22 protein-coding genes are annotated in these 22,076 nt (G+C 75.5%); 14 read left to right on the top strand and 8 right to left on the bottom strand.

What is annotated here, in order from left to right:
- Window positions 1–69: 69 nt before the first annotated feature.
- Window positions 70–507: an NUDIX hydrolase gene (locus ASF47_RS07110; RefSeq protein WP_200918980.1), complete on the bottom strand. Its 438-nt coding sequence runs from the start codon at window positions 505–507 to the stop codon at window positions 70–72.
- A gap of 97 nt (window positions 508–604) precedes the next feature.
- Here ASF47_RS07110 and ASF47_RS07105 point away from each other — a divergent pair, with 97 nt between their 5' ends.
- Window positions 605–1,450 (top strand): aldo/keto reductase, encoded by an 846-nt coding sequence (locus tag ASF47_RS07105; protein WP_056863300.1) that lies wholly within the window; start codon window positions 605–607, stop codon window positions 1,448–1,450.
- A 93-nt stretch (window positions 1,451–1,543) separates the two neighbouring features.
- On the opposite strand, the gene ASF47_RS07100 is transcribed toward ASF47_RS07105, so the two are convergent.
- Together ASF47_RS07100 and ASF47_RS07095 are read right to left on the bottom strand one after the other, a co-directional pair.
- Window positions 1,544–2,164 (bottom strand): hypothetical protein, encoded by a 621-nt coding sequence (locus ASF47_RS07100; RefSeq protein ID WP_056863299.1) that lies wholly within the window; start codon window positions 2,162–2,164, stop codon window positions 1,544–1,546.
- A 4-nt stretch (window positions 2,165–2,168) separates the two neighbouring features.
- The gene (locus tag ASF47_RS07095; protein ID WP_056863298.1) at window positions 2,169–3,227 is read right to left on the bottom strand and encodes an MBL fold metallo-hydrolase; all 1,059 of its coding nucleotides are present in this window, start codon (window positions 3,225–3,227) and stop codon (window positions 2,169–2,171) included.
- A gap of 192 nt (window positions 3,228–3,419) precedes the next feature.
- Between ASF47_RS07095 and ASF47_RS07090 the strand changes: the two genes are divergently transcribed.
- From ASF47_RS07090 to ASF47_RS07050, 9 genes are all read left to right on the top strand, one after another.
- Window positions 3,420–4,238: a putative protein N(5)-glutamine methyltransferase gene (locus ASF47_RS07090; protein ID WP_156697785.1), complete on the top strand. Its 819-nt coding sequence runs from the start codon at window positions 3,420–3,422 to the stop codon at window positions 4,236–4,238.
- 213 nt (window positions 4,239–4,451) lie between these two features.
- Window positions 4,452–6,662, top strand: a complete 2,211-nt coding sequence (locus ASF47_RS07085) for a phage holin family protein (protein ID WP_056863297.1) — start codon at window positions 4,452–4,454, stop codon at window positions 6,660–6,662.
- The gene (locus tag ASF47_RS07080) at window positions 6,659–7,498 is read left to right on the top strand and encodes an MBL fold metallo-hydrolase (protein WP_235558670.1); all 840 of its coding nucleotides are present in this window, start codon (window positions 6,659–6,661) and stop codon (window positions 7,496–7,498) included. Before ASF47_RS07085 ends, ASF47_RS07080 begins: the two co-directional genes overlap by 4 nt.
- 10 nt (window positions 7,499–7,508) lie before the next feature.
- Window positions 7,509–8,171: a DedA family protein gene (locus ASF47_RS07075; RefSeq protein WP_056863296.1), complete on the top strand. Its 663-nt coding sequence runs from the start codon at window positions 7,509–7,511 to the stop codon at window positions 8,169–8,171.
- Between the two features lie 5 nt (window positions 8,172–8,176).
- Window positions 8,177–8,671, top strand: coding sequence for a MarR family winged helix-turn-helix transcriptional regulator (locus tag ASF47_RS07070; protein ID WP_235557520.1), 495 nt, complete (start codon window positions 8,177–8,179; stop codon window positions 8,669–8,671).
- 164 nt (window positions 8,672–8,835) lie between these two features.
- Window positions 8,836–12,078, top strand: a complete 3,243-nt coding sequence (gene icmF / locus ASF47_RS07065; protein WP_056863295.1) for a fused isobutyryl-CoA mutase/GTPase IcmF — start codon at window positions 8,836–8,838, stop codon at window positions 12,076–12,078.
- Window positions 12,075–12,572 (top strand): thioesterase family protein, encoded by a 498-nt coding sequence (locus ASF47_RS21445; protein ID WP_056863294.1) that lies wholly within the window; start codon window positions 12,075–12,077, stop codon window positions 12,570–12,572. Before icmF ends, ASF47_RS21445 begins: the two co-directional genes overlap by 4 nt.
- 60 nt (window positions 12,573–12,632) lie before the next feature.
- Complete coding sequence (locus tag ASF47_RS07055; RefSeq protein ID WP_056863293.1) at window positions 12,633–12,863, top strand: hypothetical protein; 231 nt, start codon at window positions 12,633–12,635, stop codon at window positions 12,861–12,863.
- Between the two features lie 71 nt (window positions 12,864–12,934).
- Window positions 12,935–13,885 carry an NAD-dependent epimerase/dehydratase family protein gene (locus ASF47_RS07050; protein ID WP_056863292.1) on the top strand — a complete coding sequence of 317 codons (951 nt, stop codon included), beginning with the start codon at window positions 12,935–12,937 and terminating at the stop codon, window positions 13,883–13,885.
- Window positions 13,886–13,930: 45 nt separating this feature from the next.
- On the opposite strand, the gene ASF47_RS07045 is transcribed toward ASF47_RS07050, so the two are convergent.
- Window positions 13,931–14,623 carry an N-acyl homoserine lactonase family protein gene (locus ASF47_RS07045; RefSeq protein ID WP_056863291.1) on the bottom strand — a complete coding sequence of 231 codons (693 nt, stop codon included), beginning with the start codon at window positions 14,621–14,623 and terminating at the stop codon, window positions 13,931–13,933.
- A 185-nt stretch (window positions 14,624–14,808) separates the two neighbouring features.
- Between ASF47_RS07045 and ASF47_RS07040 the strand changes: the two genes are divergently transcribed.
- The 3 genes from ASF47_RS07040 (at window position 14,809) to ASF47_RS07030 (ending at window position 16,933) form a co-directional block, all read left to right on the top strand.
- Window positions 14,809–15,279, top strand: a complete 471-nt coding sequence (locus ASF47_RS07040) for a tRNA (cytidine(34)-2'-O)-methyltransferase (RefSeq protein ID WP_200918979.1) — start codon at window positions 14,809–14,811, stop codon at window positions 15,277–15,279.
- A 107-nt stretch (window positions 15,280–15,386) separates the two neighbouring features.
- Window positions 15,387–15,992, top strand: a complete 606-nt coding sequence (locus tag ASF47_RS07035) for a SigE family RNA polymerase sigma factor (RefSeq protein WP_056863290.1) — start codon at window positions 15,387–15,389, stop codon at window positions 15,990–15,992.
- The gene (locus ASF47_RS07030; protein ID WP_056863289.1) at window positions 15,989–16,933 is read left to right on the top strand and encodes a hypothetical protein; all 945 of its coding nucleotides are present in this window, start codon (window positions 15,989–15,991) and stop codon (window positions 16,931–16,933) included. The genes ASF47_RS07035 and ASF47_RS07030 overlap by 4 nt, the downstream gene beginning before the upstream one ends.
- Here the strand turns inward: ASF47_RS07030 and ASF47_RS07025 are convergent.
- Window positions 16,908–18,077, bottom strand: a complete 1,170-nt coding sequence (locus tag ASF47_RS07025) for a fatty acid desaturase family protein (RefSeq protein WP_327138654.1) — start codon at window positions 18,075–18,077, stop codon at window positions 16,908–16,910. The genes ASF47_RS07030 and ASF47_RS07025 overlap by 26 nt on opposite strands.
- A gap of 136 nt (window positions 18,078–18,213) precedes the next feature.
- Between ASF47_RS07025 and ASF47_RS07020 the strand changes: the two genes are divergently transcribed.
- Window positions 18,214–20,028, top strand: a complete 1,815-nt coding sequence (locus ASF47_RS07020; RefSeq protein ID WP_056863288.1) for a CapA family protein — start codon at window positions 18,214–18,216, stop codon at window positions 20,026–20,028.
- A 16-nt stretch (window positions 20,029–20,044) separates the two neighbouring features.
- Here ASF47_RS07020 and ASF47_RS07015 read toward each other — a convergent pair whose 3' ends face one another.
- From ASF47_RS07015 to ASF47_RS07005, 3 genes are read right to left on the bottom strand one after another with little or no spacing between them, the layout of a single operon-like run.
- A complete protein-coding gene (locus ASF47_RS07015) occupies window positions 20,045–20,254 on the bottom strand; it encodes a helix-turn-helix domain-containing protein (protein ID WP_056863287.1) in 210 nt (69 codons plus the stop codon).
- 12 nt (window positions 20,255–20,266) lie between these two features.
- The gene (locus ASF47_RS07010) at window positions 20,267–20,764 is read right to left on the bottom strand and encodes a DUF2975 domain-containing protein (RefSeq protein ID WP_056863286.1); all 498 of its coding nucleotides are present in this window, start codon (window positions 20,762–20,764) and stop codon (window positions 20,267–20,269) included.
- Window positions 20,765–20,813: 49 nt separating this feature from the next.
- Window positions 20,814–22,025, bottom strand: coding sequence for a YibE/F family protein (locus tag ASF47_RS07005; protein ID WP_056863285.1), 1,212 nt, complete (start codon window positions 22,023–22,025; stop codon window positions 20,814–20,816).
- Window positions 22,026–22,076: the final 51 nt, after the last annotated feature.

Below are 22,076 nucleotides of genomic sequence, written 5' to 3'. Positions count from 1 at the left end.
CATGATGCGTCGCCCGCGCCGCCCAGACAAGTTAGTTGAGTCTCATCGACTCAACTTGGCTCAGCCGTCTCAGCGCAGACCAGCCATCCGCAGCCCGATGTCCACGACCGAGACCCGGTCGAGCCCGCCCACCTCGTGCACCGAGATCCAGCGCGCCTCGTCGGTGCTGCCGTCGCGCTCGTGGGTCAGCTCGCCGCCGACGACGCGGGCGGCGAAGAGAGCGCGCACGGCCTTCATCGGGCGTCCCGAGCCGTTGAGGCGGCGCTCGGGGCCGATGACGTAGGTGTCGACGCCCAGCAGGTCGCCGAGCTCGACGTCGTAGCCGCTCTCCTCCTTGACCTCGCGCACCACGCCCTGCTCGACGCTCTCGTGCAGCTCGACCCCGCCGCCGGGCAGCGTCCACTGGCGACGGCTGCCCTCGTTCCAGAGCGCGAGCAGCACGTGCCCGGCGTCGTCGGTGATCACGGCGTAGGCGGCCAGACGGGTGTCGTAGTCGGTGTAGTGCACGGCTCCCATCCTTCCGGCCGGGTCAACCGCGCACGGTCGGGACGCCCGATCGGGTGAGACCAGGAATGATCCGCGGCGCTCGCTCGCTAGGACCCCCATGACCGTTTCCACGATCGCCCTGAACAACCAGACGACGATCCCGCAGCTCGGCTTCGGCACCTACCAGGTGCCGCCGGAGCAGACGGCCGACACCGTCTCCACCGCGCTCGAGGTGGGCTACCGCCACATCGACACCGCGCAGATGTACCAGAACGAGCAGGAGGTCGGCGAGGCGCTCAAGGCCTCCAGCATCCCGCGCAGCGAGCTCTACGTCACCTCCAAGCTCAACAACGGCTACCACCGGCCCGCCGACGCCGAGCGCGCCTTCGAGGAGACCCTCGACAAGCTCGGCCTCGAGCAGATCGACCTCTTCCTCATCCACTGGCCGCTGCCGACGCTCTACGACGGCGACTACGTCTCGACCTGGAAGACCCTCGCCTCCTTCGTGGCCGACGGCCGGGCCCGCTCCGTCGGCGTCTCGAACTTCCAGCCGGCCCACCTCGACCGCATCGTGGCCGAGACCGGCGTGGTGCCCGCGGTGAACCAGATCGAGGTCCACCCCTACTTCACCAACGAGGACGCCCGCGCCGCGTCGATCCGCCACGGCGTCGAGGTCGAGGCCTGGTCGCCGATCGCGCAGGGCGCGGTGCTCGACGACCCGACCATCGGCGAGATCGCGGCGAAGTACGGCAAGACCGCCTCGCAGGTCACCCTGCGCTGGCACGTCGAGCGCGGCGACATCGTCTTCCCCAAGTCGATGAAGCGCGAGCGCATGGAGGAGAACTTCGCGATCTTCGACTTCGCCCTCACCCCCGACGAGGTCAGCACCATCGCCGGGCTCGACAAGGGCGAGGACGGGCGCACCGGCCCGAACCCGGACACGTTCGACTACGTGCCCGCCTGAGGCACCACCCGCACGCAGCAGCACCCCGGACGCCGAGCGTCCGGGGTGCTGCTGCGTCCGGGGCGCTGCGCGTCGGGAAGCGTCGGGGAGGCGTCAGCCGACGGTGACGCGGACCTCGTTGGAGGCCTTGCCGCTGTCGGGGTCGAGCACCCGGAAGCGGTTGACCCCGGGCGTGCTCGTCTGCACGTAGGTGGCGAAGGTCTGGTTGCTGACCACCGCGGTGACGGGGAAGTCCTCCCACCCGCCGCCGGCGAAGCGCTGCACCTGCAGCACCGCCCCCTCCCCGGTGGGGAAGACGCCGGTGAGGTCGATCTGGCCCATCGGGGCGACGGAGGTCTGCCCGGCGTTGAGGGTGAGGTCGCCGTCGGGCTTCTCGCTCCTCGTCGGCGACGGGCTCTGCGAGGGGGTGGCCGACGCGGTGGCCGAGCCGCCGAGGGTGATCTCGGGGCCGCCGGGGGCGCCGGTGTCCTCGAAGCGCGGGATGTAGAGGGAGCCGGTGTCGCTGGCGCTGCTGGTGGCGCCGGAGTCGCCGACGCCGGCGACGCGGGTCACGGCGAGCGCGACGCCGCCCAGCACGAGGCCGACCGCCAGCCCGACGCCCAGCAGCGCGGCCAGGCCGGTGGCCACCGCGCGACGCACCTCGTGCGACTCCTCCTGGGCCGGCGTCCGGGCGCTGCTGCCGCCGGTGCCGTCGTGGTCGTCGTGCTCGGCCACCGAATCACTCCCCGTCGTCGGCGGGGCCCGTGCCGGCGCCCGCGGGGCCATTCTCGCCGCCGCCGGTCGGCGAGCCAAGCCGGGCGGCGTAGGAGACCACCCCGGCGGGGTCGGGGGTGGCGTCGACCTGCTCGCGCGCGACGAGGAGGTCGAGGTGGGCCTTGGTCTCCATCGCGGCCATGCCCTGGTTGAAGACGTCGAGGCTCGCCCAGGCGTGGTCGTGCCGGGTCCAGGGCAGCACGGCGGCGACGTCGGCGGCGCTGACGGACCCGCCGCGCAGCGCCTCGAGGCACAGCGCGAGCCGGTGCTCGTGGTGGGCCAGCAGGGCGTCGACCCGGGCGTGGGAGGAGGGGGCGACGGGGCCGTGGGCGGGCAGGACCTGCAGGTCGGGCAGCTCGCGCACCCGTGCCAGGGAGGCCATGAAGTCGCCCAGCGGCGAGGCCACGACCGGCACGGTGAAGCCGATCGACGGGGTGATCGTGGGCAGCACGTGGTCGCCCGAGAGCAGCAGGCCGGCGGCCCGGTCGGCGAAGACGTAGTGGCCCGGCGTGTGGCCGGGGGTGTGCACGGCCTCGAGCGTGCGGGTGCCGACCTCGAGACGGTGGTCGCCCTCGAGCCAGGCGTCGGGGTAGGACCAGTGGCCCAGGTCGAACTCCTCCTGGCTGCGGGCGTGCTCCTCCCACCGCTCGGCGACCCCGTGGGCGCCGGCCGTGCGCAGCACGTCGGGGAACGGGCTGCGCCCGGGCCAGGCGTCGCTGTGGAAGAGGTCGAGCGCCGGCTTGTCGCCGATGCCGAGGGACACGTGGGCGCCGGTCTCGCCGGCCAGCTGCGAGGCGAGCGTGTAGTGGTCGCGGTGCACGTGGGTCACCAGGAAGCGGCGCACGTCGCCGACGCCCGCGCCGATCCGGGCCAGCGAGCGCTCGAGCACCGCGCGGGCCGCCGGGAGGGCCCAGCCGCCGTCGACGAGGGTCAACCCGTCGTCGGTCTCGAGGGCGTAGACGTTGACCGCCCGCAGCCCGTCGTTCGGCAGCGGGAGCGGGATCCGGTGGAGCCCGTCGGCCACCGGCCAGGCGCCCTCGGCCGACCAGTGCTCGCCGGAGTCGGGTGAGACCGCGTGGGCCGTCGACGTGCCCGGCCCCGCGGTCCGGCCTGTGGTCCGGCCTGTGGTCCGGCCTGGGGTCTCACCTGGGGTCGGGGCGGGTGTGGGGGGCACGAGGCGGACCCTACGCCGGGACCGCTCGGGCAGGATGGGAGTGTGGACGACCCGCTGGTGCCGCGGCTGCGTGCCGCCGGCTGCGTCTACGCCGAGGAGGAGGCGAGCCTCCTGCGCGCCGCGGCCGAGGGATCCCCCGACCCGGGGACGCTGGAGCGGATGGTCGCCGAGCGGGTGGCGGGCCGGCCGCTGGAGGTCGTGGTCGGCTGGGCCGAGCTCGCCGGCACCCGTGTGGTGGTGACCCCCGGGGTCTTCGTGCCGCGGCGGCGCTCGGCCGCGCTGGTGCGCGCCGCGGAGGCCCGCCTGCGACCGGGGGCCACGGTGGTCGACCTGTGCTGCGGCACCGGCGCCGTCGGCGCCGCGCTCCTCGCGCGCCGCCCCGACCTGGTGGTGCACGCCGCCGACCTCGACCCGGTCGCCGTCGCCTGCGCCCGGCTCAACCTGCCCGCCGGCCCCGAGGGCCCGCGGGTCCACCAGGGCGACCTCTGGGCCGCGGTGCCCGAGCGGCTGCGCGGCGCGGTGGACGTGGCGGTCGCCAACGCGCCCTACGTGCCGACCGCCGCCCTGGCCACCCTCCCGCCCGAGGCCCGGCTCCACGAGCCGCGCGCCGCCCTCGACGGTGGCGACGACGGCCTGGTGCTGCACCGGCGCCTGCTCGCCGAGGCCCACCGGTGGCTGCGCCCGGGCGGCGCCCTCGTGGTCGAGGTGGGCGCGGGCCAGGTCGGGACGGCGCTGGCCCTCGCACGGGGGGCCGGGCTGCGGGCCACTGTGGTGCGCGACGACGACGTCGACGGGATCGCCGTGGTGGCGACCCTCCCGCGCCCCGCCACCGGTCTGGACCAGTCCGGGCCGCAGGTGTAGGTGACGCGTCACCGGGCATGGCCCTGACATCGGCGGCCCTCGATCCGGGGGGCGCGCGCAGGCCCGGTGGGAGGCGCCTGCGAGCGGAGGGCCGTCGATGCCGCACCCCGCCGCACCCCGCGGCACCCCCGTGCCGGACGAGCCCGGTGCCCGACGGGCCCCGGGTCGGGCGCCGTGTGACCGGACGCTCGCCGGGCTGGCTACGGTGACGCGGTGACGACCTCCCCGCCGGCGCCGGCCCTCCGGTCGCGCCAGTGGCTGCTGGTGCGACGCCAGCTGGCGGCGTTCCGCCCCTCGTGGCGCTGGCTGCGCGGGTCGCTGCGGTCCTTCGCCACCTCCTTCCTGGCCCTCACCGCGAGCCTGTGGCTGCTGCCCGGCACCCAGGTGACCCGCGGCGCGGAGTCGGTGGCGGCGCTGGCCGTCGGCGTGCTCGCCGTCGGGGCGCTCGTGCGTCCGCTGATCACCCGCCTCACCGTGCTGACCGGCGTGGTGGGCCTGCTGCTCGCCGGCTTCCTGGCCCAGGCCGTGGTGCTCGGCATCGCCCTGGCCCTGGTGCCGACCGTGGAGCCCTTCAGCGCCGGCCAGGTCGTGCTCGCCGCCTGGGCGGCGGCGGTCGCGGCCGCGGCGGTCAACTGGCTCTTCGACGCCAGCTCCGACGAGGCGTTCCTGGGCCAGCTCCTGGGCCGCGCCGTGCGTCGTACGCGCCGCGCCGGGAGCGAGGGACCGGGCCTGCTCGTGGTGCAGCTCGACGGGGTCAGCGAGCCGCTGCTGCGCCAGGCGATCACCGCGGGGGCGCTGCCCACGGTGTCGCGCTGGCTGCGCTCGGGCAGCCACCGCATGCGCGGCTGGCACACCGGCGTGCCGGCGACCACCCCCGCCGGCCAGGCCGTGCTGCTGCACGGCGACGTGACCGCGGTGCCGGGCTTCCGCTGGTGGGACAAGGGCCGCGGGCGGCTGCTCACGGCCAGCCGCCCCGTCGACGCCGCCGAGGTGGAGGCGGCGATGTCCGACGGCCGCGGCCTGCTCGCCGACGACGGCGCGAGCGTGTCCAACCTCTTCTCCGGCGACGCACCCACCTCGGTGCTGACCATCAGCGACGGCCGCCTGCCCGGCTCCGACCGCGGCGCCGCCTCCTACATGGCGCTGCGCAGCGGCTTCCTGCGCTCGCTGACCCTGCTCGGCGGGCAGGTGGTGACCGAGTGGCACCAGGCCCGCCGCCAGCGCACGCGCGACGTGCGGCCCCGGGTCGGGCGCGGCGGCGCCTTCCTGCTGCTGCGCGGGCTGACCACCGTGGTGCTGCGCGACCTCAACCTCGCCGTCGTCACCGAGCAGCTCACCCGCGGGACCCCGGTGGTGTTCGTCGACTTCGTCGACTACGACGAGGTCGCCCACCACGCCGGGCCCACCCGGCCGGAGTCGATGCGCACCCTGGAGAACCTCGACCGCGTGCTGCAGTTCCTCGACCAGGTCTGCGGCGAGGTCGGCCGGCGCTACGAGCTGGCCGTCGTCTCCGACCACGGGCAGGCCCAGGGCACGACCTTCCTCCAGCTCACCGGCCGGACCCTGGAGGACGTCGTGCTCGAGCTCGCCGACGCGCACGCCGGACAGGGCGCGGCCGCCCCCGACCCCCGCAGCCCCGCCGACCGGGCCACGTGGTCGGAGGAGACGTGGGTGCCGGCGAGCATGCTGCTGGCCGGCGCGACGGGCTCCGGGCGCGCCCTGACCCGGGCGACCCGGTCGGTGGCCGAGCGGCCCCGACGCCGCGCCGGCGGCACCCCCGACGGTGGCGCGGGCGGTGGCGCGGGCGGTGGCGCGGGCGGTGACGCACCTGCCGCCCGCCTGCTGGTCGCCGTCTCCGGTGGCCTCGCCCACGTCTACCGCACCGACCGCCCCGGGCGGCTGACCCACGACGACCTCGCCGCCCTCCACCCGCACCTGGTGACGGGCCTGGCCGCCCACCCGGGCGTCGGTGGCGTCGTGACCCGGCTCTCCGCCCCCGGGCGCCGCGACGGCGACCTGCGCGTCGACGGGCCCGGCGGCTGGTGCGTCCTGCGGCCGGGCCACGGAGTGGTCGACGGCGAGGGCACCGACCCGCTCGCCACCTACGGGCCGCGGGCCGCGGCCGACCTGCTCGACCTCGAGCGCCGCGACCACGTCGGCGACCTCGTCGTGCTCGGCGCCCACGACCCCGCCCTCGGCGAGGTCGTGGCCTTCGAGGAGCTCGTCGGCTCCCACGGCGGGCTCGGCGGCTGGCAAACCGAGGCGCTGCTCCTGCACCCCGCCGACTGGGAGGTGCCCACCACCCCGCTCACCGGTCTCGACGTGCACCGCACGCTGGTCGCGCGCCTCGAGCGGCTCGGGCTGCGCGCCGACTCCCCCACCCGCTCGGCGGGGCCGGCCGGGCCCGTCGGGGGGACCGCATGAGCGCCCCCGCCCCGGGTCCGGTGCGCCTGGGCGTCACCTGGTGGGGCCACGCGTCGACCACGGTCGAGCTGGGCGGGGTCCGCGTGGCGCTCGACCCGCTGCTGGCCGGGCGGCTGGTGCACCTGCGCCGTCGTACGCCGCTCCCGCCCGCCGACGCCGCGCTCGCCGACGTCGTGCTCATCTCCCACCTGCACCTCGACCACTGCCACCTGCCCTCGCTGCGACGCTTCGCCGCCGACGTGCCGGTCGTCGTGCCGCGCGGCGGGGAGCAGCTGCTGGCCGACCTCGGCGACCGGCTGCTGGGCGTCGCCCCCGGCGAGACCCACCGGGTGGGCGGGGTCGACGTCGAGGTGCTGGCGGCCAGCCACGACGGCCGGCGCCACCCGTGGGCGCGGGAGCGGCCGCCGGCGCTGGGCTTCCGCGTGACCGCGCCCGCCACCGGGCCCGCCACCGGGGCCACCTCCGGGACCACCGCCGGGGCCACCGCCCCCGCACCGGCGTCGTTCTGGTTCCCCGGCGACACCGGGCTGCGCGAGGACATGCGCGAGGTGGCGCCGGTCGACCTGGCGCTGCCGCCGGTCGGCGGGTGGGGGCCGAGCCTCGGCGAGGAGCACATGGACCCCGACGAGGCGGCCGAGGCCGTGCGCCGCGTCGGCGCCCGCTGGGCGGTGCCGGTGCACTGGGGCACCTTCTGGCCGGTCGGGCTCGAGCGCGTCGACCGCGCCACCCACCACCGCCTCTTCGTCACCCCGGGCCGGCGCTTCGCCGACGCCCTGGCCCGCGCCGGCAGCGCCCGGCCCGTCCTCGCCTCCCCCGCCGAGCGGATCGTCCTGTGAGGGCGGTCCGGTGAGCGCCGACCACTTCGGCCTGGTGGCGCTGCTGGTGCTCTTCGGCGTGGTCGCCGTCGGCGCGGTCGTGCCCGTGCTCCCCACCGGGGCCGCCGTCAGCGCCACCGCGGTGCTGGCGGCCGACTCGCACCTGTGGGAGGTGCCGCTGGTCGTCGCCGTGGGCGGCGCGGCCGCCTGGGTGGGCGACGTGACGACCTACGCCGTGCTGCGCCGCGCCGGTGAGCCCCTCGCGCGGCGGGTCGGGTGGCTGCGCCCCGACGACCCCGAGACCCGGCTCCACCGGCTGCGCGAGTCGATCGAGGAGCACGAGCTGCGCACCCTGCTGGTCTCGCGGCTGGTGCCCGGCGGGCGGGTGCCCGTGCTGCTGGTGGCCTCGCTGACCGGCTACCCCGCGCGGCGCTTCGCCAGCGCCGCGGTCGGTGCGGCCACCCTGTGGGCGGTCGTCTACGCCGCCATCGGCCTGGCCGGCGGCTCGCTGCTCGCCGACACCACCACGGCCGTCGTCGTCGCCGTGCTCGCCGCGCTGCTGCTCTCGCTCGGCTCGTCGCTGGCCCCGGCGCTGAGGAGGCGGCTGGGATCGTCCGGGGCGCCGTCGCCGGGCTCCGGGCCGGGATCAGCGATGGGATCGGCGCGGCGGCGCCGGCCGCGTGCGGGAGACTGAGCCGCGTGACGACCGACCCGATCCGCGAGGCGCACCGCCAGTGGGTCGCCCACGGGTGGGACGACGCCGCCGACGGCATGGCCCTGGTGACGTCGCTGGTGCGGGTGCAGCAGCTGCTCATGGAGCGCATCGACGCCGTGCTGCGTCCGCTCGACCTCACCTTCGCGCGCTACGAGGTGCTCCAGCTGCTGTCGTTCACCTCCGCGGGACGGCTGCCGATGACCAAGCTGGGCTCGCTGCTCCAGGTGCACCCCACGTCGGTCACCAGCGCGGTCGACCGCCTCGAGCGGCAGGGCTACGTCGAGCGCTCGCGCGGCGAGGGCGACCGCCGCATCGTGCTCGCCACCCTCACCGACGCCGGCCGCGTGATCGCCGCCACCGCCACCGCGGGGCTCAACCGCGACGTCTTCGAGTCCCTCGGGCTGCCGCCCTCCCAGGTCGGTGCGCTCTCGCGCCTGCTGGCCGCCCTGCGCGCCCGCAGCGGCGACCGCGTCGACTGAGCGCACGACCCGGCGCACGCCCTGGTCCGACCGGGGCCGACGCACCCTCGACCGACGGGGTCCGGGCGGCTATCGTGGGCAATTAGTAGGACGTCCAACTATCTTCGGGCGCCGGCCCCGGCCCACGCCGCCCGGTCGCCCCGTGACACCCCGAGGTGACCTCCGTGCCCGAGCTCCACGTCCCGTCCCACCCGGTCCGGCTGGTCACGGCCTCCAGCCTCTTCGACGGCCACGACGCCTCGATCAACATCATGCGGCGCATCTTCCAGAGCCAGGGCTGCGAGGTGATCCACCTCGGCCACAACCGCTCGGTGCAGGAGGTGGTCGACGCCGCGCTCGAGGAGGACGTGCAGGGCGTCGCGGTGTCGTCCTACCAGGGCGGCCACGTGGAGTACTTCGAGTACCTCGTGGAGTCGCTGCGCGCCCAGGGCGCCGGTCACGTCAAGGTCGTGGGCGGCGGCGGGGGCGTCATCGTCCACGACGAGATCCAGCGCCTGCGCGACAGCGGCGTCACGATCTTCTCCCCCGAGGACGGCCAGCGCATGGGCCTGGTCGGCATGATCAACTCCGTCGTCGCCGACTGCGACACCGACCTGTGGGCCGCAGGGCAGGTCACCGCCGACCAGGTCGTCGGCGGCGAGCGCGCTGCGATCGCCCGCGCGATCACCGCCGCCGAGAGCGGCCGGCTGCCCGCCGAGACCCTGGCGGCGCTCCAGCAGGCCGCGAGCGCCCACCGCTCCCCCGTGCTCGGCATCACCGGCACCGGCGGCTCGGGCAAGTCCTCGCTCACCGACGAGCTCGTGCGCCGCTTCCGCGTGGACCAGCAGGACAAGCTGCGCGTGGCCGTCATCGCCGTCGACCCGACCCGCCGCAAGGGCGGCGGCGCCCTGCTGGGCGACCGGATCCGGATGAACTCCCTCGACGGTGACCGCGTCTTCTTCCGCTCCGTCGCGACGCGCGGCGCCCACGAGCTGCCCGACCACCTCGGCGACGTCATCGACGTGGTCAAGGCCGCCGGCTTCGACCTGGTGATCGTGGAGACCCCGGGCATCGGCCAGGGCGACGCCGCGATCGTGCCCTTCGTCGACACCTCGCTCTACGTGATGACGCCGGAGTTCGGCGCCGCCTCGCAGCTGGAGAAGATCGACATGCTCGACTTCGCCGACGTGGTGGCGATCAACAAGTTCGAGCGACGCGGCGCCAAGGACGCGCTGCGCGACGTGGGCCGCCAGCTGGTCCGCAACCGCGAGGCCTTCGGCTCCCAGCCCGACGACATGCCGGTCTTCGGCACCTCGGCGGCCACGTTCAACGACGACGGCGTCACCGCGCTCTACCAGCACCTGCGCGACCTGCTCGGCGGGGCGGGGCTCCCGGTCGGCGAGGGCGTGCTGCCCGCCGTCGACGTGCGCCACTCCTCGGGCATCCGCCAGGTCGTGCCCGGCGAGCGGGTCCGCTACCTCGCCGAGATCACCGAGACCGTCCGCGGCTACCACGCCCGCACCGAGGAGCTGGTGGCCGCGGCCCGCCGCGTGCAGCGGCTCGAGGCGGTCTCCGCCGAGCTCGACTCCCTCGACGGTGGCGACCACGGCGACGTGCCCGGGCTGCTCGAGCGCGCCCGCAAGGCGCTGCCGGCCGAGATCGCCGACCAGGTGGAGGCCTGGCCCGGTGTGGTCGCGGCGTACGCCGGCGACGAGCAGGTCACCCGCGTGCGCGACAAGGAGATCACCACCCGGCTCACGCGCGAGTCGCTCAGCGGCACGAAGGTGCGACGGGTGTCGCTGCCGACCTTCGCGGACCACGGCGAGCTGGTCCGCTTCTGGCGCCGCGAGAACCTCCCGGGCCACTTCCCCTTCACCGCGGGCGTCTTCCCCTTCAAGCGCGACGGGGAGGACCCGGCGCGGATGTTCGCCGGCGAGGGCGACCCCGCGCGCACCAACCGCCGCTTCAAGATCCTCTCCGCCGAGGGCGAGGCCAAGCGGCTGTCCACGGCCTTCGACTCCGTCACCCTCTACGGTCGCGACCCCGACGAGCGCCCCGACATCTACGGCAAGGTCGGCACGTCGGGGGTTAGCGTGGCGACGCTGGACGACATGAAGGTGCTCTACGACGGCTTCGACCTGGTCTCGCCCACGACCAGCGTCTCGATGACGATCAACGGCCCCGCGCCCACCGTGCTCGCCTTCTTCCTCAACACCGTCATCGACCAGCAGGTCGACGCCTTCCGCGAGCGCGAGGGTCGCGAGCCCGGCGAGGAGGAGCGCGCGGCCCTCGCCGCCCACGCGGTGGCCAGCGTGCGCGGCACCGTGCAGGCCGACATCCTCAAGGAGGACCAGGGGCAGAACACCTGCCTGTTCTCCACCGAGTTCAGCCTCCGGATGATGGCCGACATCCAGGAGTGGTTCATCGAGCACCAGGTGCGCAACTTCTACTCGGTCTCGATCTCGGGCTACCACATCGCCGAGGCGGGGGCCAACCCCATCAGCCAGCTCGCCTTCACCCTGGCCAACGGCTTCACCTACGTCGAGGCCTACCTAGCGCGCGGCATGGACATCGACGACTTCGCGCCCAACCTGTCGTTCTTCTTCTCCAACGGCATGGACCCCGAGTACACCGTGATCGGCCGCGTCGCGCGCCGGATCTGGGCGGTGGCGATGAAGGAGAGGTACGGCGCCGGCGAGCGCTCGCAGAAGCTGAAGTACCACGTGCAGACCTCGGGTCGCTCCCTGCACGCGCAGGAGATGGACTTCAACGACATCCGCACGACGCTCCAGGCGCTGATCGCCATCTACGACAACGCCAACAGCCTCCACACCAACGCCTACGACGAGGCCGTCACCACCCCGGGTGAGGAGTCGGTGCGGCGGGCGCTGGCGATCCAGATGATCATCAACCGCGAGTGGGGCCTGGCGATGAACGAGAACCCGCTCCAGGGGGCCTTCGTCGTCGACGAGCTGACCGACCTGGTGGAGGCGGCGGTGCTCGAGGAGTTCGACCGGATCAACGAGCGCGGTGGTGTGCTGGGCGCGATGGAGACCGGCTACCAGCGCGGCCGGATCCAGGACGAGTCGATGCTCTACGAGCACCGCAAGCACGACGGCTCGCTGCCGATCATCGGCGTCAACACCTTCCGCAAGCCCGAGCGCGGCGACGGCACCGACGGCACGCCGGTCCACGTGGAGCTCGCCCGCGCCACCGAGGCCGAGAAGGAGTCGCAGCTCAGCGGCGTGCGTCGCTTCTCCCAGGAGCACTCCCAGGAGGCCGCGGAGGCCATCGCGCGCCTCAAGGCGGCGGCCGTCACCGACGACAACGTCTTCGCCGTGCTGATGGACGCCGCGCGGGTCTGCACGCTCGGACAGGTGACGGAGGCCTTCTTCGAGGTCGGCGGGCAGTATCGTCGCAACGTGTGAGCACCTCTCTGCCTACCTACGACCAGCTCGTCGCCCTCCCGGCCTACACCGAGCAGCCCGTGCCGATTGCGTTCGAGGACGTCAACGGACACCTCAACGTGCGGCACTACCTCGGCATCGCCAGCGAGGGGCTCGACGAGTCCCTGGTGAGCCTCGGCATCCCGCAGAACTGGCCGGCCCACGGCCACGCCTGCTTCTCCGCCGAGCACCACCTCACCTACCTCACCGAGCTGCGCACCGGTGACCGGCTCTCCGCGCGGGTCCGGCTGGTCGGTCGCTCCGAGCGCGCCGCCCACGTCGTGGTCTACCTGCTCGACGACACCGAGCAGCGCGTCAGCTACGTGATGGAGGAGATCTTCCTCCACATCGACATGAGCACCCGCAAGACCAGCCCGTGGCCCGAGGACGTCGCCAAGGCGATGGACGAGCGCATCGCCGAGGACCAGGGCCTCGACTTCGAGCCGGGCCTCTCCGGCTCCCTCGCCCTGCGCTGAGCGCATCCCTCCCCGGGCGCCGCGCCGTCGCGGCCGGCGCCCGGGGCTAGGGTCGGTCGCATGCCCTCCGACCGGCCCTCCGACCGGCCCGACGACCGGCCCGACGGGCCGACCCGCCCCGCCCCGGGCGTCCAGGGCTCGCGCACCCTCGGCTACGTCGTGCCCGGCGCGCTCGCCGTGCCGGTGCTGCTCGTGGCGGCCGTGCTCGTGCTGCCACTGCTGGCCGACGTCGGCGCCGTCGGCCTCGTCGTCTGCGTGGCCCTCTCGGCGTTCCTCGCCCGCCGGTCCTGACCCGTCACCTCCGGCCGCCCTCACCCCTCAGCGCCTGGGGCGGGCGGCGGCCGCGTGCCAGGGTGGAGGGCATGACCCCGACCCCTGATGCCCCGCAGTCCTCCGGCTCGACGCAGGCCCCCGACTCCCCCGTGGTCGTCGTGACCGGCGCCAACGGCCTCGTCGGCGCCCGCGTGTGCGAGGCGCTGGTCGAGCGGGGCGCGCAGGTGCGTGCCGTCGTACGCCGCGCGGGCACGGCCCCCGACCTGGCCGGCGTCGAGGAGCGGGTCGGTGACTTCCCCGACCCCGCCTTCGCCGCGTCGGCGGTCGAGGGCGCCTTCGCCGTGGTGACCACCGTGCACCCGATGGGCAGCGACCGCGCGACCCAGCACGAGATCGGCGTGGAGGGCACCCCCGTGGTGGCCCGCGCGGCCGCCTCGGCCGGGGTCGACCGTCTCGTGCACGTCTCGACCGCCGCCGTCTACGACCGCTCGCCGGGCCGCGGAGACGTCGACGAGTCCTCCGAGCTGGTCGACGACGACGCCGGCGACTACCCCGTCACCAAGCGCGACACCGACGCCGCGCTGGCCGCCACCGACGGGCTGACCCGCGTGCTGGTGCGCCCGCCGGCCATCCTCGGCGAGGGCGACTCCTCGGTGTGGAACTCCCTGCGCCCCGCCGCCGTCCGCGACGACGAGCAGGCGCGCCACGCCGTGGCCGACCAGAGCTTCGCGTGGGTGCACGTCGACGACCTCGCCGCGTTCATCGCCGACGTCGCGACCGGCCGGGTCGCTGCCTCCGACGACCCCGCCACCGGCCCGGTGGCCGGTGGCTGCACCCCGGTCAACGTCGCCGCCGGGCCGGCCACGGTGCGTGACTACCACCAGGCCGTCACCGGGGCCCTCGGCGTCGAGCCGGTCTGGGACGACGAGCCCGCCTGGACCGGCCGGATCCTCGCCGACCGCGCCCACGCCTGGGGCTGGACCCCCGAGGTCGACCTCCACGCCGCCCTCGCCGAGATCGAGGTCGGCCTGCGCGGCTGAGGCCGCACGACTGAGGCCGCACGACTGAGGCCGCACGGCCGCGGGTCAGGGCACCCACACCGCCGCGTCATGGGCGAAGACCACCCGTCGGGGGTCGAAGGCGAGCAGCCGAGCCAGCCACGGACTCGCGGCGGGCAGGGGGTCGGTGTGCCCGCGCGACCGGGCCCGCTCGGCGAGCACGTCGGCCGACCAGGCCGACGCGGTGTCGTGGGCCTGCCCGGCGAGCACGACCGAGCCGTCCTCGCACTCCAGCACGACCGACTGGTGGCCGGCGACGTGGCCGGGCGTCGGCACGACGTGCACCCCGGGCGCGATCTCGGCCTCGCCGTCGAGCAGCTCGTAGCGGGCGCCGGCGAAGTCGACCAGGTCGGCCGCGGTGTAGCCGACCGCGCGGGCCGCGTCGAGCTCGACGCGCTGGCAGTGGATCGGGCGGCCGGCGAAGGCCGGGTTGGCGCCGATGTGGTCGAAGTGCAGGTGGCAGTTGACGACCAGGTCGACGTCGCCGACCTCCAGCCCGACGCGGGCCAGCGCGTCCTCGACCGGCACCCGCCGCGGGCGGTACCACCCCTCGGCCTCGGCCCCGGCGTCGCCGATGCCGGTGTCGAGCAGCAGCACGCCGGCGGGGGTCCGCGCGACGTAGCCGAGCACGTGCTCGACGCGAGGGGCGCCCGTGCCGGTCTCCTCGACCGGGCGCACGAAGGTGCCGAGGTCGAGCCGCACCACGTCGTCCACGCGCATCCCGGCTCCTCCGTGCTCCGTCACCGTCCGTGGTGGCCACTGTCGCACGCGACGGTGCGACCTCCCCGTCGGCGCGGTGTCGTCGTGCTCAGGGGAGGGGCACGGTCGTGCCCCTCCCCTGAGCACGCGGGCGCACGCCCCGAGCGTCCGGCCCCTCGGCGGCCGGGCGCGGGATACTGCCGCCCATGTTCCACGTGATGTTCCTCGAGCCCCGGATCCCGCCCAACACGGGAAACGCGATCCGGATGGTCGCCGGCACGGGGGCGACGCTGCACCTGGTGGAGCCGCTGGGCTTCGAGCTCGACGAGCCGAGGCTCAAGCGGGCCGGTCTCGACTACCACGACCTGGCCTCCGTGGTGGTCCACCCCGACCTCGACACCGCTCTCGGCACCGAGGCCCTGGCCTCCTCGCGGGTCTTCGCCCTCACCGCCCACGCGACCCGCTGGCACACCGACGTCGCCTACCAGCCCGGCGACGTGCTGCTCTTCGGCCCCGAGCCGACCGGGCTGCCCGACGAGGTGCTGGCGCACCCCCGCACGACCGACCGGCTGCGGATCCCGATGGTGCCCGGCCGCCGCTCGCTCAACCTGTCCAACTCCGCCGCCGTGGTCGCCTACGAGGCGTGGCGCCAGCACGGCTTCCCGGGCGCCTCCTGAGCGCGGCGCGGTCGTCGTGGGATCGGCCGACGGTGTCGTGAGACCGGGTGGGGGTGCCGAGGCGTCTCCTCTCACGTAGGCCGATCCACCACCCGAGAGGAGGCACCGTGCGCGGTGCGCGACGAGACGACGCGGCGTTCACGGAGTTCGTGACGCTGCACTCCGACCGGCTCTACCGCTCCGCCTACCTGCTCACCGCCTCCCCGCACGCCGCCGAGGACCTGCTGCAGACCACCCTGGCCAAGGCCTTCGCCGGCTGGCGCCGCCTGCGCACGACCGACGACCCGGTGGCCTACACCCACCGCATCCTGCTCAACGCGTTCCTCTCCGAGCGGCGGCTGCGCCGCAGCGGCGAGCTCCCGGTGGAGGACGTGGCCGGCCGGGCCGCTGACACCGGCACCGCCGCCGCGCTGGCGTCGCCTGACCCCTCCGGCCCGGCCGGTGTCGCCGACCGGGTCACCCTGACCGCGGCCCTGGCCCGGCTGCCCGCCCTCGACCGCGCGGTCGTGGTGCTGCGCTTCTGGCTCGACCTCAGCGTCGCCACCACCGCGGCCGATCTCGACCTCACCGAGTCGGCGGTCAAGAACCGCACCGCACGCGCGCTGCGCGCCCTGCGCGAGCTGCTCGCCGACGACCCCGCCGACCCCTCCGCGGCACCGCCCGCGGCCCAGCCCGCCGGCCTCACCCACGACCTCCCCAGGAGCACCCCGTGACCGACCCCAGCCACCAGACCCCGCACCAGCCCGACCACGACGCCCGCCTGCGCGAGCGCCTGGCCCACGCCGTCGACGGGCTGCGCGCCCCCGACGTCCTGCCCGCAGCCCTGGCCCGCGGCCGGCGCCAGCGCACCCGCCGTCGTCTCGTCCAGGGCACCGGCGGCCTCGCCGTCGCCGCCGCCCTCGCGCTCGCCGCCCCGGCCCTCGCCGACGGCTGGCCGGGAGGGCCCGACCCGTCCGGTCCCCCGGTGGCCGTCGACCCCGCCAGCGGCCCGGGCGCCGGCGCGGGCGAGGGCCGTGGTTCCGACCCCCGGACCCGGCTCGACGAGGCGGGTCCCGCCGCGTGCGACCCCGACGCAGCGGCCACCGGCTGGTGGAGCAGGCCCTCGGAGGAGGTCCGCGACGACCTGGCGGCCCTCCTGCCGCCGGGCACCCGGATCGGCGGCACCGACGACGCCTCGCCCGGGGCCTGGGGCGGTGACCTGGTCACGGGCGAGGGGTCGGGCGAGGACGCCGACTTCGCCAGCGTGACCCTGCTGCCGCCGCCGGGGGTGCCGGGCGGACGCACGAGCCTGGCCGAGCTGAGTGCCGGCGGTCCGTGCTCGGGGGGCGACAACGCGCCGCTGCAGGCCGTGGTGCCGTGCGCGGAGCTCACCGGCCACGAGACCTGCGAGGAGATCCGCACCGACGACGACGCCCTCGTCGGCGTGGTCACCGAGAAGGTCGAGCGGACCGTCGTCGACGGCCGCGAGCAGCCCACCAACCGCTCCTACGTCCTGGCCACCCTCGCCGACCCCTCCGGCGGCCACGTCGAGCTCTACGTCGCCGAGGGCACCCGCACCGACCGCCCCGACACCGTGCACGACCCCGCCGACGTGCCCGCGCTCAGCGTCGAGCAGGCCCGCGAGATCCTCACCGACCCCGTCTGGACCCGCTGACCCTCGGCGGCACCGAGAGCCGCACCACCTTGTGCCAGGCGCTGGCGACCTGACGGTGCAGCGGCGCCGCGTGGTAGGTCAGGCCGTGGCGCTCCATGACCTCCCGCAGCCGGGGCGCGATCTCGGCGTAGCGGTTGCTGGGCAGGTCGGGGAAGACGTGGTGCTCGATCTGGTGCGACAGGTTGCCCGCGAGCACGTGCAGCAGCGGCGGGCCGGTGATGTCGGCGGAGCCGAGCATCTGGCGCAGGTACCACTCCCCCCGCGTCTCGCGCGTCGGCGTCTCGTCGAGCTCGAAGGTCTCCACGCCCTCGGGGAAGTGGCCGCACATGATCACCGAGTGGCTCCACAGGTTGCGGACCAGGTTGGCGGCGAGGTTGGCGCTCAGCGTCGAGCGCCACCCCGGGCCCGAGAGCGCCGGGTGGATGACGAGGTCCTTGAGCAGCTGGCGGCGCGCGCGGCGCAGCACGTCGCCGATGCGCCCCCGCATCTCGGCGTCGGGGCGCCGCCCGGCGCGCAGCGTCTCCCCGACCTCGAGGTCGTAGAGCGCGATGCCGTACTCGAAGAAGACTGCGTTGACGAGGTTCCACAGCGGCTGCACCGCGTGGCGGGGACGCCACGGCTGGGCCTCGTCGACGCGCAGGATGCCGTAGCCGAGGTCGTTGTCGCGGCCGAGCACGTTGGTGTGCACGTGGTGCAGCTCGTTGTGCGAGCGCTTCCACTGCTCCGGCGGGGTGACATGGTCCCAGTCCCAGGTCGCGGAGTGGATCTTCGGGTCGCGCATCCAGTCCCACTGGCCGTGGAGCACGTTGTGGCCGATCTCCATGTTGTCGAGCACCTTGGCGGTGGCCAGGCAGGCCGCGCCCAGCACCCACACCGGCCGACGGCGCGAGCCCACGACGAGCAGCGCGCGACCGCCGAGCTCGAGGCCACGCTGCACCGCGATCACCCGACGGATGTACGCCGCGTCGCGCGCCCCGCGCCCGGCCAGCACCTCGTCGCGCAGGGCGTCGAGCTCGGCCGCGAGCGCCGCGACGTCGTCGGCGCCCAGGTGCGCCGTCACCGGGGAGACGGGCCGCTCGGCCGGGTCTGCCGCGGCCGTGGGGGCGCCGGTCGCAGGAGGGCTGGTCACGGTGGAGGTGGTCACCCTTACTGGTACCCCATCGAGGGGTGCGCAGACACCACCGGGGGCCCGTGAGCCGTCGCGGGACGACCTTTGCTTGGCGCCGCCCGTCACAGTGGAGGCACTCGCACACGGGCGGGGCCGGGCGGACGGGGACCAGATGCGACACCACGGGCGGCGTGGCGAGCGGTGCGGGCGCCGACGCGGCGCGGGTGCGCTCGCCGGTGCCCTGGTCGGCTCGCTCGTGCTCGGGGGGTGCAGCCCCGGCTCCGAGGCGGAGTCCGCGCGCACGTCCGAGGCCCCCGCCTCCGAGGCCGGTCGCGCGGCGTCCGCCGCCCCCGCCGGCCCGACCGCCACCCTCGCCTTCGCCGGCGACGTCCACCTCGAGGGCGCCCTGCGCGGGCTCTCGCAGCGCCCCCGCTCCACCCTCGGGCCGATGTCGCGGGTGCTGCGCGACGCCGACCTCGCGATGGTCAACCTCGAGAGCGCGCTGACCCGCCCCGGCACCGGCGCCCCGGCCGCCAAGGAGCTGGAGGACCCGTCACTGCGCTACTGGTTCCGCAGCCCGCCCTCCGCCCTCGACCTGCTCGACCGCTCCGGCGTCGACGTCGTCTCGGTCGCCAACAACCACGGCGCCGACTACGGCGCGGCCGGCCTCCGCGACACCCTGGCGATCGCCGCCGACAGCCCCGTGGGCGTGGTCGGCGTCGGCGCCGACCCCACCGCGGCCTTCACCCCCCACCGCGTCGAGGTCGAGGGGCTCAGCGTGGGCGTGCTGGCCGCGGACTCCTCCCCCCTCGAGAGCGCCGACCCGACCTGGAGCGTGCGGCAGGGCGCCGGGCCGGGCCTCGCCGCCGCCCGCACCCCCGACGCCCCCCGGCTGGTCGCGGCCGTGCGCGACTCCGCGGCGACCGACGACGTCACGGTCGTCTACCTGCACTGGGGCGAGGAGGGCGCCGCCTGCCCCACCCCGCTCCAGCAGGACCTCGCCGCCTCGCTCGCCGAGGCCGGCGCCGACGTCGTCGTCGGCTCCCACTCCCACCAGCTCCAGGGCGGGGGGCTGCTCGACGACGCCTACGTGGGCTACGGCCTGGGCAACTTCCTCTGGTACCACGGCCGGCAGGCCGAGACCGGCGTGCTCGAGGTCGAGGTCTCCGCCGACGCCGTCGAGGGCGTCGCCTGGCGGCCGGCGCTCATCCCCGAGCTCGGCGGCCAGCCCCAGCCGGTCACCGGCGGGGCCCGTGGCGAGGCCGTCGCCGACTGGCGCCGCCTGCGCGGCTGCACCGGCCTCGAGCCCGGCCCCGGCGCCGCCGCCGAGCCCGGCGGGCAGCCCGACCCGACCCAGCAGCCCGACCCGACCCAGCAGCCCGACCCTCCGGCGACCGAGGCGCTGCCGGCGTACCGCTCCGAGGTGCGCCGGATCGGGCCGGCCGTGCGCCGCAGCATGCTCGGCTCCAGCCACCGCCCCACCTGTCCGGTGCCGCTGACCGACCTGCGCCAGCTGCGGATGTCCTACGTCGGCTTCGACGGAGCGGCCCGCACCGGGGCGATGGTCGTGCACGAGGACGTCGCCGAGGAGGTCACGCAGATCTTCCGCACCCTCTACCGCGAGCGCTTCCCGATCCGCCGGATGCGGCTCGTCGACGCCTACGGCGGCGACGACGACCGCTCGATGGCGGCCAACAACACCTCGGGCTACAACTGCCGCACCGTGGCCGGCACCGACCGCTTCTCCGACCACGCCTTCGGCCGCGCCCTCGACGTCAACCCGGTGCAGAACCCCTACGTCCTGGGGGGCGAGGTGCTGCCGCCGGCCGGTCGCGCGTTCGCCGACGTCGACCGCTCCCCCGGCGCCCGCGCCGTGCCGGGCGTCATCGCTCGCGGCGACGTCGTCTTCCGCGCCTTCGCCTCCCGCGGCTGGGAGTGGGGCGGCGACTACTCCGAGCCCGACTGGCAGCACTGGAGCGCCCCCTGACCCGGCGCGGGCCTGCTCACTCGTCGGGCACCCACCGCAGCAGGTCCCCCGGCTGACAGTCCAGCGCCTCGCAGAGGGCCTCCAGCGTCGCGAAACGCACCGCCTTGGCGCGGCCGTTCTTGAGCACCGCCAGGTTGGCGGGGGTGATGCCGACCCGCTCGGCCAGCACGCCCACCGCCATCTTGCGCCGCGCCAGCATGACGTCGACGTCCACGACGATGGCCACCTCAGAGCACCATCAGATGACCGCGTCGAGCTCGGTCTGCAGGGCCGTCGCCTCCGCGTCGCGGTCGACCGCCCGGACCAGCAGCGCGCGCATCACGAGCACGACGAGCGCCACCCCCGCCGCGAGGACCCCGAGGCCGCCCACGAGCAGCACCACCCCGGGAGCTACCGCCTCCCCCGGGGCGAGCAGCGCCCCGAGCACGAAGCAGAGCAGCGAGGCCGTGGCGATCGCGCCCACGACGACGTCGATCCAGCGGAAGGCCGCCCGGGAGAAGACCGTGCCCCGGCGGGCCATCGTCGCCAGGCGCCAGGTGCAGACCATCGTGACCTGCACGGTCAGCACGCCCAGCACGGCGAGCACGAGCAGCGCCGGGCGCAGCCGCAGCACCTCCGCGCCGGCCCCCGACAGGTCGCGCGCCGCCAGCGGCACCAGCACGACCTGGACGACGAGCGACCCGGCGATCCCCACGGCCAGCACCACCCGCAGCGCGAGCGTCACCACACGACCCATCTCATCGCTCCTCTCGACCAACGATCACAATCTATCGCGATTCGATAGGTCACGCCAGGCGGCCACTGCCCGACCGGGCCTCGCGCACCGCGAGGGCGGCCAGCGCGGTCGTGATCGGCACCGCGGCCATCAGCCCGAAGGTCGCCACGACGCTGCGCACGACCTCCTGGGCGATCACCTGGTCGGTGACGACGTCGCCCAGCGGGTCGTCGGTGGCCACGACGAGGATGAGCAGCGGCAGCGCGGAGCCGGCGTAGGCCAGCACGATGGTGTTGATGACCGAGGCGATGTGGGAGCGCCCGACGCGGGTGGCCGCGCGGTAGAGCTCGCGCGCGCCGTAGCCCGGGTTGGCCCGCGCGATCTCCTCCACCGTCGCGGCCTGGGTGACGGTGACGTCGTCGAGCACGCCGAGCGAGCCGATGACGATGCCCGCGAGCAGCACGCCCTGCACGTTGACGCCGTAGGTCGTGCCGAGCGAGGACGACAGGTCGTCGGAGACCCCGGTCAGCCCCAGCACCGCCACCGAGAGCGCGGAGAGCAGCCCGGTGAGGGTCAGGGCCGCGATCGTGCCGACCACCGCCACGGTGGTCGACAGGCTCGGCCCGTGGGTCAGGTAGAGCACCGTCAGCACGATCGCCGCCGACCCCACGACGGCCACGAGCAGCGGCGACTCCCCCGCCAGGATCGCCGGCACCACGAACCACACCAGCAGCCCGAAGGTCACCCCGAGCCCCAGCAGCGCCGTCAGCCCGCGCAGCCGCCCGAAGGCCACGACCGCCAGCGCGAAGGCCCCCACCAGCACCGCCAGCCCCGTGCCGCGCTGCCGGTCCACGATCGAGTACGACGGGGGCGCCGACTCGTCGACGGAGCCGTCGGGGTCGCGCGCGGCCCCGAGCTCGACCAGCAGCACGTCGTCGCCCTCCCCGACTTCGACGGCGCCCGCGCCGGTCGGCAGCGGCGTCTCCACCTCGAGCCCGTCGTCGGCGCCGCTGGTCAGCCGCACCGTCGCGGTGCCGCAGGTGCTCGCCGCCGTGGCACCGCCGGCGCCGGCAGCCGGGTCGGCGGCGGGGTCGGGCGTGGTGCCGCCCGTGGCCGCGCTCTCGGGACACTGCTCCACGCTGACCGCGGTGACGACACCCTCGACCTGCTCCAGCGAGCCGGGGGTATCGGGCCCGGGCAGCGAGCCCGGCCACAGCCAGACCAGGCAGCCCAGCGTCACGAGCGCCAGCGGCACGACCACCGCGAGGGCCAGTCGTCGCACGCGGGGCGAGGAGGCCTCAGCCGTCCCCGGTGCTGCGTGTCGCGGGTGGTG

This window comes from Nocardioides sp. Leaf285 (assembly GCF_001422955.1).
Classification (GTDB): domain Bacteria; phylum Actinomycetota; class Actinomycetes; order Propionibacteriales; family Nocardioidaceae; genus Nocardioides; species Nocardioides kribbensis.
This window is presented reverse-complemented; position numbering and strand designations above follow the sequence as displayed.

Coding starts and splice junctions, on each gene's coding strand:
- ASF47_RS07050 (WP_056863292.1), top strand. CDS start 12,935: ATGACCCCGACCCCTGATGCCCCGCAGTCCTCCGGCTCGACGCAGGCC.
- ASF47_RS07020 (WP_056863288.1), top strand. CDS start 18,214: ATGCGACACCACGGGCGGCGTGGCGAGCGGTGCGGGCGCCGACGCGGC.
- ASF47_RS07080 (WP_235558670.1), top strand. CDS start 6,659: ATGAGCGCCCCCGCCCCGGGTCCGGTGCGCCTGGGCGTCACCTGGTGG.
- ASF47_RS07040 (WP_200918979.1), top strand. CDS start 14,809: ATGTTCCACGTGATGTTCCTCGAGCCCCGGATCCCGCCCAACACGGGA.
- ASF47_RS07105 (WP_056863300.1), top strand. CDS start 605: ATGACCGTTTCCACGATCGCCCTGAACAACCAGACGACGATCCCGCAG.
- ASF47_RS07045 (WP_056863291.1), bottom strand. CDS start 14,623: ATGCGCGTGGACGACGTGGTGCGGCTCGACCTCGGCACCTTCGTGCGC.
- ASF47_RS07055 (WP_056863293.1), top strand. CDS start 12,633: ATGCCCTCCGACCGGCCCTCCGACCGGCCCGACGACCGGCCCGACGGG.
- ASF47_RS07010 (WP_056863286.1), bottom strand. CDS start 20,764: ATGGGTCGTGTGGTGACGCTCGCGCTGCGGGTGGTGCTGGCCGTGGGG.